The organism is Chitinophaga sp. 22620, assembly GCF_052044405.1.
Lineage (GTDB): Bacteria > Bacteroidota > Bacteroidia > Chitinophagales > Chitinophagaceae > Chitinophaga.
The window spans coordinates 1,822,256-1,834,639 of the sequence record NZ_JBQEMV010000001.1; the positions used below are offsets into that span (position 1 = coordinate 1,822,256).

General features: G+C 54.3%; 8 protein-coding genes. 6 read left to right on the forward strand and 2 right to left on the reverse strand.

The window, feature by feature from the left end:
* Positions 1-58: 58 nt before the first annotated feature.
* Positions 59-2,482 carry a glycosyl hydrolase family 95 catalytic domain-containing protein gene (locus tag ACTJIK_RS07475; protein WP_440645738.1) on the reverse strand — a complete coding sequence of 808 codons (2,424 nt, stop codon included), beginning with the start codon at positions 2,480-2,482 and terminating at the stop codon, positions 59-61.
* A 136-nt stretch (positions 2,483-2,618) separates the two neighbouring features.
* Between ACTJIK_RS07475 and ACTJIK_RS07480 the strand changes: the two genes are divergently transcribed.
* Positions 2,619-3,212 (forward strand): hypothetical protein, encoded by a 594-nt coding sequence (locus tag ACTJIK_RS07480; RefSeq protein WP_440645739.1) that lies wholly within the window; start codon positions 2,619-2,621, stop codon positions 3,210-3,212.
* A gap of 253 nt (positions 3,213-3,465) precedes the next feature.
* Here ACTJIK_RS07480 and ACTJIK_RS07485 read toward each other — a convergent pair whose 3' ends face one another.
* Positions 3,466-3,726 carry an HTH domain-containing protein gene (locus ACTJIK_RS07485; RefSeq protein ID WP_346316042.1) on the reverse strand — a complete coding sequence of 87 codons (261 nt, stop codon included), beginning with the start codon at positions 3,724-3,726 and terminating at the stop codon, positions 3,466-3,468.
* Positions 3,727-4,689: 963 nt separating this feature from the next.
* On the opposite strand from ACTJIK_RS07485, the gene ACTJIK_RS07490 reads away from it, so the two are divergent.
* From ACTJIK_RS07490 to ACTJIK_RS07510, 5 genes are all read left to right on the forward strand, one after another.
* Positions 4,690-6,843, forward strand: a complete 2,154-nt coding sequence (locus tag ACTJIK_RS07490; RefSeq protein ID WP_440645740.1) for an alpha-galactosidase — start codon at positions 4,690-4,692, stop codon at positions 6,841-6,843.
* 146 nt (positions 6,844-6,989) lie between these two features.
* A complete protein-coding gene (locus ACTJIK_RS07495; protein WP_440645741.1) occupies positions 6,990-8,369 on the forward strand; it encodes an alpha-L-fucosidase in 1,380 nt (459 codons plus the stop codon).
* Between the two features lie 95 nt (positions 8,370-8,464).
* Positions 8,465-9,922 (forward strand): sulfatase family protein, encoded by a 1,458-nt coding sequence (locus tag ACTJIK_RS07500; protein ID WP_440645742.1) that lies wholly within the window; start codon positions 8,465-8,467, stop codon positions 9,920-9,922.
* 61 nt (positions 9,923-9,983) lie between these two features.
* Positions 9,984-10,544 (forward strand): hypothetical protein, encoded by a 561-nt coding sequence (locus ACTJIK_RS07505; protein ID WP_440645743.1) that lies wholly within the window; start codon positions 9,984-9,986, stop codon positions 10,542-10,544.
* Positions 10,545-10,578: 34 nt separating this feature from the next.
* Entirely contained in the window at positions 10,579-12,162 is a 1,584-nt protein-coding gene (locus ACTJIK_RS07510) for a tetratricopeptide repeat protein (protein ID WP_440645744.1), read from the forward strand.
* Positions 12,163-12,384 lie beyond the last annotated feature (222 nt).

Sequence of the window (12,384 nt, forward strand, 5' to 3'; positions counted from 1 at the left end):
GTAAAGGAAAGAGGCTGCCCCGTTTATGGAACAGCCTCCGGGGTATTTTTGAAGTTCCTTACCGGATGGTATACTTCACACCTTTCAGGGTGGCGAATTCCACGATCCTTGCGGCGGGCCCTGGCTGGGCCATTATATTGCCTTTGGCGCCGGAAACCTGTTTTCCTGCGGGCAGCAGCACCCGGCAGGCGCCGCCTTTGGTGGAAAGGATGGATGCATGGGTGATGGCCCCTTTATCCCAGCTCATGTCCACCACGAAAGCGCCGCGTGTATGCAGGCCTTTCACTGCGCCTTTTTGCCATCCGCTTTCCGTGGGCAATGCAGGCAGCATCCTGATCACGGCAGTGTCGCCATGGCTTTGCAGCAGCATTTCGGCAATACCGGCGGTGCCGCCAAAGTTCCCGTCTATCTGGAAAGGCGGGTGCGCACAGAATAAATTCGGGTACGATCCGCCGCCACGGGGATTTACAGGCGGTACGGGGCGCAGCAGCTTATGGATCAGTTCCAGCGCGTGGTCGCCGTCGCCCAGGCGGGCCCAGAAGTTCACTTTCCATGCGAGCGACCATCCCGTACCATCATCGCCGCGCTGGCGCAGGGTTTCGCGAACGGCGGCGGTCAGTTCGGGCGTGTTCCAGGGCGTGATCTCGTCGTAAGGGTGCAGGCCGTAAAGATGGCTGATATGGCGGTGTTTGGGCTCGTTGTCTTTCCAGTCGTGCAGCCACTCGTTCAGGTCGCCGGCCTGGCCTACCCGGTTGGGCGCCAGCCTGCTGCGGGTATGGGCCAGTTTCCTGGTCCAGGCCGTATCTGTTCCAAGGATGCGCGACGCTTCGATGCATGCGCCGAACAGTTCGCGGCATATCTGCATATCGATCGTGGGCCCCATCACGGTGCTGCCCCGCGTACCGTCGGGCATGATGTAGGAATGCTCCGGGGAGTTGGAAGGCGCTGTTACCAGCCAGCCGTGCTGCGGCTCTTCAATGAGAATGGCTTCCAGGAACTCTGCGGAGCCTTTCAGCACGGGGTAATACTGGCGGAGAAAAGCAGTGTCCCTGGTAAAACGGTAGTGCTCCCAGATATGCTCGCAGAGCCATGCCCCGCCGGTGAGGGTGGAACCCCAGTCTGCACCCTCACCCGGAGAAGTAAAGCCCCAGGGATTGGTGATCACATGCGCTACCCAGCCGGGCGCGTTGTAGTAAGCTTTGGCCGTCTTTTGGCCGGGCGCTACCAGGTTGCGGATATAATGATGCAAAGGTTCCGAGAGGTCTTGCAGGCCGGTAACGGGCGCGAGCCAGTAGTTCATTTGCAGGTTGATATTGATGTGGTAGTCGCCGTTCCAGGGTGTTTGGTATTCGGGCGCCCAGAGGCCCTGTAAATTGGCTGGAAGGCCGCCGGGGCGGGAAGATCCGATCAGCAGGTAACGCCCGTAATTGTAGTACAGCACAGGCAGCTGCGGGTCCGGCCGGCGTTCGTAATAACGGGCCAGGCGTGCCGGTGTGGAAAGGGTATCTGTACCCGGTGCTGTTGCATCGAGGCGGAAACGGGAGCGGTTGAACAGGGGAAGATAAGCCCGCTGTTGTGCCTGGAAAAGCTGCGCGTAGGCACGTGCCGAGGACCTTTGCAGCGTTTGCCGGACAAGCGGCAGCGGGTCCGCACCATTCTGCGTGTAGTCGTTCATGTTATAATCGGTAGCGGCGCTGAAAAGCAGCAGGCATTCATCTGCGTTCTCCACGCGTATGGCGCCGTTTTCCGCCACCTGCCTGCCCCCGGTGGTCTTTACCTGCAAAGCGCCGGCAAAGCGGAGCCCGGGCTGGCCGCCATTGGGCAGCTGGCCGGTTATTTCCAGCGCGCCTTTGTTTGCCTGTACCGTGGCGTGTTCCTTCCTGCTGAGCGCAGCGGTGAAGGAAATGCCGCCTTTGCGGGCGGAGGTGATGCGTACGGCGAGGATGTTATCCGGTATGCTGACCCATGCTTCCTGCGTGTATACAACCCCCTTCCGTTGCCAGCTGGTGCGGGCCACGGCGGTTTCGAGGTTGAGCACGCGGCGGTAATGCGTCCAGGGGCTGAGCGTGTCTTTCCATTGCAGGGTAAGATCGCCGAAGGCCTGGTATGCGCCGTAAGGCACATTGGCGCCGTTGCCATGGCCTGAACCTTCGCCTTTACAGATGAAGTACTGCTGCAGGAGCTGCTGCGCTTCTTTGTTCCTGCCCGCCAGCAGGCTTTCGCGAATGCGGGGGAGGATGCGGTAGGCCGTATCGCTGTCTGCATCCTGCACGCCGCCGGACCACATGCTGATCTCGTTCAGCATGATCCTGTCCCTCACAGGATGCCCTGTGATCATGGCCCCGATGGTTCCGTTGCCGAGCGGCAGGGATTCCTGGTAGTGGGCGGCAGGTTCATTGAATCGGAGAACGGCGTCGGGCTTTTGAGCGGACGCGGTGAGGCCGGCAGCCAGTATCGCTGCCGTCAGTAGTACGTGGTTCATGTTATTAAATGTAACGGGTATTCTCTGAAATCAGAAGCGCTTGCTAAAGCAGGACGGGAAAAAGCGAAAATCCCATCAGCCCCTGTTCATTTTTTCCGTCAACGGTTTGTTATCCCATTAATGCTTAAATTACAGGATGCACCGGCCTATCCTCGTTATCGGCATTGTTTTTTTCCTCTTCGCCTGCTCCCCGAAAATGGAAGCGCCTGCAGTAACCAGCTATGAAATAGTGACGGGTTACCGCTTTTATACGCCCTGCGGCCAGCCGGTGCTGAATGACGTATTGCCTGCCGCCGGGTCCATTGCCGGGCCAGGTGATTTTTATGTCTACGTATTGCAGGACAGCCTTCAGATCGCGGATTGTATAGACCCGGAGGGTGCATCGGGGAGAGATACTTTTCCCATGCGTTTCGGAAATGATTTTATTGTAACCGTGGTGGTGAAGGACCAGCGGAAGGATTGGTACTTCCGGCTGGAGGATCTTACGGTGGAAGACAGCCTGCTGCATATCAGGCTCGTTCCGCATCATAAAACGGACACGGCAGGCGGCAAGCCCTGGTTCGCGCTGTCTGACAACTATATCTGGCGCGTGAACGGACGGCAGGTGAAGCTGATGAAACTTTATCTGAACCGGCAGGAGTATGCTTTTGTACGCGGCCCGAAGTGGAGCGGGGCGCCGGTAAAATGGCGGTTGCCGCTGGTGGCGCCGCCCGGTAAAATATACAGGTAACTGGAAAGGAACCTGTCAACCGTTGCCGGTACAAAGGATATAAGCAGTGATGCTTTTGGGGCCAGCTGTGATGGATGCGCGTATGAAAATATCTTCCGGTGATGATGCAATAAAAAAAAGCTATTCTGATGCCTGGATTGCGGGCATCAAAATAGCTTACTGCTAAAAATAGCGGAGTTAATTGTTTGTTAACCTGCTGTCGCTTCTATTCATCACCCGCTCAGGTAAAGGCCCCGGGGGCGGGCGATAAACTTCAGGTAGCCGCGGCAGTGGTTAAGCCGGCAAGTAATTTGGTGAACTTGATATTGAAGCCACCTTTTTCTCCATAATAATAACTTTCCTTGTACCTGTCGTATTCGATAGGCGCTCCGAGGTCTTTCATGAGTTTCAGGAACTCATAGAGCGTGCGCTCGGAAATCCGCAGGCGTTTTGCTAATTGAGCGGGCTTGCCGGTGCCTTTGATGCGGATAAGGTAGTCGATGGTCTGTAGTCTTTCAAAATAACGCTTTGGCATTGGATCAACTGGGGGTTTAGCTAAATTGGAAAATTTTTTTCTTTCAGTCTGTGTCAGGGAAATTCTGCTGTGTCTTTGTCAAACGTAAAAAATGGACATATGCATATCAATTTTGGTTAACGCTGTTGTTGTTCTCTTAGCGGGTTCATGTTCTAAGTTAACATACCGCACTGCATTATTTTTTCAGTCCGGAATTTTGTTAAAAAGGCAACCATCTCATGATATGGTTGCCTTTTTGATGGTTAACTTGGAGCGAAAATCTGAGCCCAATATTACAGTTTGCCCAACCGTATTGATGTTAATACACTGTTAAAGAAATGTCATTTTTTTGATGATCATTAACAAAAGGAATGGGTAGCCAGAAGGTACCTTTTCGTGGGGATGGACAGGTGCGGGAGCTTGGCCACCGCTCCGGGTAAAAACGATCCCAGATTTCGCCGGTTAGTGATTTGTCGGGCGTAATGCTTTGCTATACAGCATTTTCACAAAAAAAGCCGCCGTTCCAAATGGAACATGCGGCCGGGATTGCTCAAGTTAAACTGGATCAGAAGATGTGCAGGCGCGCTGCTATCAGTGTAATCTGGGGTTAGAATATCGGTACAAGTATACAGGCAAAGAAAAGCATTTTATGTTAACGGGTTGTTAATAAGACCGCCTTTAACAGATCGCTGGGCCCTGGCCCAACAGGGATTTTTTCCGCGTTAACAAAACTGTTTTTCCCTTTTTTGCGCTGAATGCCTTCTGGCGGACAAGTTAAAATCTGATCATTAATCGTATAGATACTATGCGTTGCCTCGCGCCGCTTTCCTTATTTTGGGCATGCAACCAGTTGAATCTTACGTCTACATTTGAAACTTAAAATGATGATCCACTTGTTAATACGGGCTTGCCGCTAAAACATCCCGTCTTTCTCTTATTACCTGGTAAACTTTACGTCTACTCTTAAAACTGTAATTTACTCGTATGATGATCCAAAAAAAACTGGCGCTGATAGCAGGATATTTGTTGGTCTCCGCCACATGCTTCGCTCAGCGGCAGGACTGGCTGGTGAACAACACCGGCTACAAAGCCGCCGTTAGCGAAAACGGCAGCAACCTGACGATCTCCAACGGCCTGCTCAGCCGCGGCTTTGTGCTGGGGCCGAACGCTGCCTGTATCGACTTCCGGAACCTCAGCAGCGGCGAGCAGCTGCTCCGCGCCGTGAAACCCGAAGCGCGCATCACGCTCAACGGCAAAACCTTCAACGTAGGCGGCCTGTACGGCCAGCCGCAACAGGCCTATCTTTTACCCGCATGGCTGAAGGATATGAAAAACGATGTCGCAGATTTCCAATACGTATCCCATACGGTGAAGCCTGTTCCGCCTTACGTGCACTGGAAACCGAAGCTGTGGGCGCTCAACAGGCAGCAGCCTCCCGGTAAGATGCTCACCTTCACCTACACTTCCGGCCAGCCGGAGCTGAAAGGCGTGCGCGTGCTGGTGCACTATGAATTATACGACGGCATCCCGCTCGTGTGCAAATGGCTGAGCATCGAAAACACGTCCGGCACCGCATTGCAGGTGAACCAGGTGGTGAACGAAGTGCTGGCAACCGTGGAAGAAGAATCCGCCGTGGTAGGAGAGGTGAACCAGATGGCGACGCCGCACAATATCTATATAGAAAGCAACTATGCGTTCAACAACGCCATGAAAGCCAATCTCAGCGACCAGACCACCCACTGGAAAGCAGACAGCACTTACCGCTCGCAGGTGAATTACAATTACACAACGCCCTGCCTGCTGGAAGTTTATCCCGTGCAGGGCGTGAACATCAGCATCGCGCCGGGCGGCAATTATTCCTCCATCCGCACTTACGAACTGCTGCTGGACAGCTACGACAGGGAACGGAACGGTCTTGCCCAGCGCGCCATGTACCGCACCATTGCGCCCTGGACAACGCAAAATCCCATATTCATGCACCTGGTGAGCTCAGATCCCGAACGCGTGAGATCCATCATAGACCAATGCGCTGCCACAGGTTACGAGGGCGTGATACTCAGCTTTGGCAGCAACCTGAATATGGAAGACACCAGCGCGGCCAACATCCGAAAATTCAAAGAGCTGACGGATTACGCCCATGCGAAGAACATACTCCTGGGAGGCTATTCCCTGTTCAGCAGCCGCCGCATCAGCGATGAAGACGATGTGATAGACCCGAAAACCGGCAAGCCCGGCGGCGCCATGTTCGGCGGGCATGCGCCCTGCCTCGGCAGCAAATGGGGAATTGCTTACCTGCAAAAGATAAAATATTTTATCAGCCGGACCGGCTTCGATATTTTCGAGAACGACGGGCCTTATCCCGGCGACCTTTGCGCTTCCACCACACATCCCGGCCACAAAGGGCTGGACGATTCGCAGTGGACGCAGATGGAACAGCAAAAGAAATTTTATCGCGAGCTGAATGAAATGGGCATATATATCAACGCGCCGGACTGGTATTTCCTGGATGGTACGCACAAGATCGCCGTTGGCTACCGTGAAACGAATTTCTCGCTCCCGCGCGAGCAGCAGGTAATATTGAACCGGCAGAATATCTACGACGGCACCTGGGAAAAAACGCCCTCCATGGGCTGGGGTTTTGTGCCGCTTACGCAATACCACGGCGGCGGGGCGGAGGCAACGCTGGAGCCGCTGAAAGATCACCTGCATGCTTATGAGAACCTGATGATGCAGTACTACGGCGCCGGCGTCCAGGCCTGCTACCGCGGTCCGCGCCTGTACGACACCGATGCCACCAAAGCCCTTGTGCAAAAGGTGATCAGCTGGTATAAAAAGTATCGCGGCATCCTCAACACCGATATCATTCACCTCCGCCGCGCAGACGGCCGCGACTGGGACGGCATCCTGCACGCAGACCCCAAAGGAAAGTACAAAGGCCTGGCGATGCTCTACAACCCGCTCACAACACCCATGACCCGGGAAGTGGCGCTGCCGCTGTATTACACCGGGCTGGACAAACAGGCTTCCATCCGCGAAAAAGAAGGGGCACCCCAAAAATACACGCTCAACCGGCAGTATGAAGCGCTGGTGAAAGTGACCATCCCGGCGCAGGGATATACCTGGCTGGTGATCGAATAGAGAATTGCGTTATAACAAATAATACAGGGGGAGCCGTTGTGCGTGTTCCCCCTGTGCATTGACGATTCAAAAAACAACAACCAAGGTCAAAATCCTACCAGCGGCAACAGGTGTTTACCATTAACTTGTAGGAGGTTAAAACTTATATGATGAAACGAAACAGCCTCTCGCTGCTACTCTGCATGCTTCTTACCCTCAATGCATTTTCGCAGGGCAAAAAACTGTTCCCGGAAACACCGGAACAAAAAGAGAAACGCCTCGCCTGGTGGACGAATGACCGCTTCGGGATGTTCATTCACTGGGGCCTCTACGCCCTTCCCGCCCGTCATGAATGGGTAAAGAACAGGGAGCAGCTCACCGATTCCGCGTACCAGAAATATTTCGAGTACTTCAACCCCGACCTTTACGACCCGAAGGACTGGGCCAAACAGGCGAAAGCCGCCGGCATGAAGTACGCCGTTATCACCACCAAACACCACGAGGGTTTCTGCCTCTTCGATTCCAAATTCACGGACTACAAAGCCACCAACACGCCTATCAAAAAAGACCTGATCAAAGAATGGGTGGACGCTTTCCGCGCCGAAGGGATCAGGATCGGGTTTTATTATTCGCTCATAGACTGGCATCATCCTGACTTCACTATAGACGGCACGCACCCCCAGCGCGCAAAATCCGACGAGGCATACGCGGCGCTGAACAAAGGAAAGGATATGGCCAGGTACCGCACTTACCTCAGCAACCAGGTGAAGGAGCTGCTCACCAATTACGGGAAGATAGACATCCTGTGGCTGGACTTCTCCTATCCCGGCAAATACGGCAAAGGCCACGAGGACTGGGGGTCCGAAGCGCTCATCAAAATGGTGCGCAAGCTGCAGCCCGGTATTATCGTGAACGACCGCCTGGACCTGAAAGAATACGAGGACGGCGGCGATTTCGTGACGCCGGAACAATACAAAGTAGCCGCGTGGCCTACCGAAAACGGCAAACGCGTGCCCTGGGAAACCTGTCAGACCTTCTCCGGCTCATGGGGTTATTACCGCGACGAAACTTCCTGGAAAGATGTGAAACAGTTGCTCGTGCTGCTGATCGAATCTGTGAGCAAAGGCGGTAACGTGCTGCTGAACGTAGGTCCCACCGCCCGCGGCAAGTTCGACGCACGTGCGCAAAGCGCGCTGAAAGGAATGGGCGAATGGATGGAATTCAACAGCCGCGCTATTTACGGCTGCACGCAGGCGCCGGATCAATATGCCCGTCCTGACCATTCGCTGCTGACCTACAACCCCACCACTAAAAGACTGTACGTGCACCTGCTGGATTACCCCTTGCAAAACTTTACCTTGCCCGGTTATAAAGGCAAAGTGAAATACGCGCAGTTCCTGCACGACGGTTCCGAGATCCGCTTCAGCGCACCTTCGGGCCACGGCTACCGTGCCAACGGCCTGGGCGACAACGACCTGAACCTGAGCCTGCCCGTGATCAAACCCGGTGTGGAAATACCGGTGATAGAACTCATGCTGGCGGAATAATAAATTTGTATTTTGTGAGACGGGGCTGTCTCAAAAGTAAACGAGGGCTTTGGTCCCGTTACTTTTGAGGCAGCCCTTTCGCTTAAACGATAACTATGATCAGACATTTCCTGGCCCTCTGCCTGCTGGCGGCAACAGGCGCGGCCATCTGCAGTTTCATTCCTCCTAAAGCGCCCAAACCCAATGTGGTGATCATTTTCATGGACGATATGGGCTATGGCGACCCCGCCTGCTTCGGCGGCGGCCCTTACCAGACGCCCAACCTGGACAGGATGGCGGCGCAAGGCATGCGGTTCACCAACTTTTACGCTGCGCAGGCTGTATGTTCCGCTTCCCGCGCGGGTTTGCTGACGGGTTGTTATCCCAACCGCATCGGCATTGCAGGTGCGTTGAGCCCCAATTCCAAAATTGCCCTGAGCAACGAAGAAGAAACGATTGCGGAGATACTTAAAGACCAGGGTTACGTAACCGGCATGGCCGGCAAATGGCACCTTGGCGCCAAACCGCCTTTCCTGCCCCAGCAGAACGGCTTTGATACCTACCTTGGCCTGCCTTATTCCAACGATATGTGGCCCGTGCATTACGATGGGAAACCTTATGCGGATACTTCTCGTAACAATCGCCGCAACTACCCGCCGCTGCCGCTGATAGAGGGCAGTGAAACGAAACGGATCATCAGCACACTGGAAGACCAGGCGGAACTGACCTCGCTTTATACAGAAAAGGCCTGCAATTTTATCCGCGAGAATAAGAACAAACCATTCTTCCTGTACCTGGCGCACAGCATGCCGCATGTGCCCATCGCCGTATCCGGGAAGTTCAGGGGAACGAGCGGGGACGGCCTTTTTGGCGACCTGATGCAGGAGCTGGACGAGAGCATCGGGCAGGTGATGAAAACGCTGGAAGAAAACGGCCTGAGCAAGAACACGCTCGTGATATTCACCAGCGACAACGGTCCCTGGCTGAACTACGGCAACCATGCCGGCAATACCGCCGGGCTGCGCGAAGGCAAAGGCACCAGCTACGAAGGTGGTCAGCGTGTGCCCTGCATCATGAAATGGCCGGGGCATATCCCGGCAGGAACGGTTACCAGCAAAGTCGCTTCCGCTATTGATGTGCTGCCCACAGTGGCCGCCGTTTGCGGCGCCAAACTCCCTAAAAAGAAGATCGATGGCATTAGTATCCTGCCTTTGCTGAATGGTGAAAAAAATGCCAATCCCCGTGATCATTTCGTGTATTACTATGGCCCCAACCAGCTGGAAGCGGTCCGCAAAGGGAATTACAAACTGGTGTTTCCCCACAAGGCCCGCACCTACAAGCTGAACCTGCCCGGCTACGACGGTTTTCCCGGCGCGCAACCAAATATAGATGCGCCGCTCGCCCTCTACGACCTCAGCTCGGACCCGGGCGAAACGCTGGATGTGCAGGCGAAATTTCCTGAAGTAGTGAAAGACCTGGAGGCGCTGGCCGATACTTACCGCAAAACGCTCGGTGATGCACTCACGAACGTGAAAGGTACGGAGAACCGGGAGCCGGGGAAAGTGACGGAGTGATAATTGTCATTGGTTATGGATAAAGAGGATCGTACTTTCAACAGTATTAAATTCCCTTCCTATGCAATTCGATCTCAAAATATTTTCCAGGACGCTTCTGATATTTGTTCTGCTGAGCGCTGCATGGACATGCATCTGTGTAACGATAAACTGGTTCGAAGATGAAGGACGGTTTACAGAGATATTTGGTTTCATATTCATTCTGGGATCCTCCCTTGGGCTGAGCCAGCGGAAGACAGACTGGAAAAAATGGCTCATCCTGTCGGTAGCTTCGGTCGTCATTTTTCTCACGGCTACTTTTGTTATATCCGGGCTACTGGTGCTGCTTACTTTCAACGACCTGGAGGAAGTGTCATATGCATTTGTGAACAGTATTTTCCTGGCAGCCGTGTTTACCTGGTTGCTGAAGAAAATGTACGGGATGGAAAAAATATATATGGTTATGATCGCGACGGCGGTATCGGTCATGGTAGCGTATGTGATCCATTACCAGGACGGTAAAACTCCTGTTGATCGTAATGTTGGCATAGCCTGGCAGCTCAATACCTTCCAGGTATTCCTGGTTGTGCCGCTGGCGGCAGGGCTGTCTTTGCGGAAGAAAAAGGCTCCGGCCGCGGCTTAACAATTCCATAATATTAGAAGGTTTCCTTTGCAGGATGAAGCCTATCGCCTTTATCTTCTTCCTGCTGCCCGTGCTGCGCCTTGCCGCGCAATCGGATGCTCCCATGATGATATCCCGTGCCGGCGCTCCCGCCACCGTAGCCGATGCGGCATTCCCGGCACTGAAAGATTCGCTGGACCGCGCCCTGGAGCGGAACGACGGGCTCGCCGCCGCGCGCCTGCTGAGCCGGATGGCCGATCAATGTTATCATCTCGGGTATTATCCCCAGGCGCTGGATTATCACCTGCAGGCCGGTAAGCTCTACCGCGAGGAAAAACAATGGCAGCTGCTGGCCGAAAATCTCAACGACATCGGCACATTATATTATTACAACCGCCAGCCCCAGCTGGCCCGCCGCCAATACGACGAAGCCCTGGACCTCTACCGCCAGGCCGGCAACAATAACGGCATGGCCCAAACCAATGGCAGGATAGGCCACCTCTACGAAAAGCAGCAGCATTACGACAGCGCCTCCTTCTACCAGCATAAAGCCCTGCAACTTTTCAGACAGACGGACAACCAGACCGGTATCGCCAAAATATATGAGAACCTCGGCAGCATCCACGAAGACCTTGCTCAGTACGACACCGCATACCGCTACTTCAGGCAGGCGCTGGACCTGAACCTCCGGAACGGCGACCGCCCCGCCACCATCGAGATCTACAACAACCTGGGCGACATCCTGCGCAAAACGGGCCGGTACGGGGAAAGTCTTGCCTACAGCCGCGACGCACTGAACCTGGCGCTGGAGGCCAAAGAGGAATACCAGCTCAGCAGCGCTTACCGCGATATCGCAAAGGCGTATAACCTCCTGGGCCGCAACGACAGCGCTTTTTATTACCTGGAACTGAGCCGGGAGAACCTGCTCACCATCTATTCCCGCGAAAGCAGCAAGCAGCTCTCCATCCTGCAAACCATGTACGACACCGGCAAAAAGGACCTGGAGATCGTGAACCTGAAGAACGCCCGCAAAACCGCCATTGCCCTGGTGATGGGCGCCCTGCTGCTGGCCGCGCTGGGCGCGCTCATTATCAGCCGCCAGCGCCTGAAGATCAGGAACGCCGCGCTGCTGCGCATGCAGGAGCAGCAACAGTTCCGCACCCGCACCGAATTATTGCAGATGCAGGAGCAGAACCTCAAACAGGAACTGGAAGTGCGCTCCAAAGTGCTGGGCACCCATACCCTTCATATTATCCAGAAGAACCAGCTGCTGGAAGACATCCAGCAGCGGCTGGAAGAAATGGTGAAAGACGACCGCCGCGACCAGAAAAAACAACTCAAACAATTACAACAGCTTATACACCAGAATTTTAACCACGACCAGCATTGGGATGAATTCCGCAGCATCTTCGAACAGATCCACCAATCCTTTTTCGATAAACTGAAAGGATACTGCGCCACCCTCACCGCGAACGACCTCCGGCTGGTAGCCCTGCTGAAAATGAACCTGAGCTCCAACGACATCGCGATCCTGCTGGGGATTTCGCAGGACAGCCTGCGCGTGGTGCGCTACCGCCTGCGTAAAAAGCTGAACCTGCGGCAGGGAGAAAGCCTCAGCATTTTTATACAGTCGCTGTGAGTAATGTTCGCTTAATGTTACGGTAATGTTTTCTTAACAGACATTTTGTTACGCATCCTGATATTGAATATCAATCATTTAAACACATCCTGTTCACGCTGTTGCCGCTTTGTTCACGCAGCTGTTCACGCTGTTTCCTTTTTGTATACGCTCAAAATTTGCCTGCCGGGCCGCTTCATGCGCATCTTTGAAGCGCCGGGAAAAATGACGGCCGTTTTTTCC

Excerpts from the sequence above, each read along its gene's own strand:
- ACTJIK_RS07505 (WP_440645743.1), top strand. The coding sequence starts at position 9,984 with ATGCAATTCGATCTCAAAATATTTTCCAGGACGCTTCTGATATTTGTT.
- ACTJIK_RS07510 (WP_440645744.1), top strand. The coding sequence starts at position 10,579 with ATGAAGCCTATCGCCTTTATCTTCTTCCTGCTGCCCGTGCTGCGCCTT.
- ACTJIK_RS07495 (WP_440645741.1), top strand. The coding sequence starts at position 6,990 with ATGATGAAACGAAACAGCCTCTCGCTGCTACTCTGCATGCTTCTTACC.
- ACTJIK_RS07485 (WP_346316042.1), bottom strand. The coding sequence starts at position 3,726 with ATGCCAAAGCGTTATTTTGAAAGACTACAGACCATCGACTACCTTATC.
- ACTJIK_RS07480 (WP_440645739.1), top strand. The coding sequence starts at position 2,619 with ATGCACCGGCCTATCCTCGTTATCGGCATTGTTTTTTTCCTCTTCGCC.
- ACTJIK_RS07475 (WP_440645738.1), bottom strand. The coding sequence starts at position 2,482 with ATGAACCACGTACTACTGACGGCAGCGATACTGGCTGCCGGCCTCACC.
- ACTJIK_RS07500 (WP_440645742.1), top strand. The coding sequence starts at position 8,465 with ATGATCAGACATTTCCTGGCCCTCTGCCTGCTGGCGGCAACAGGCGCG.
- ACTJIK_RS07490 (WP_440645740.1), top strand. The coding sequence starts at position 4,690 with ATGATGATCCAAAAAAAACTGGCGCTGATAGCAGGATATTTGTTGGTC.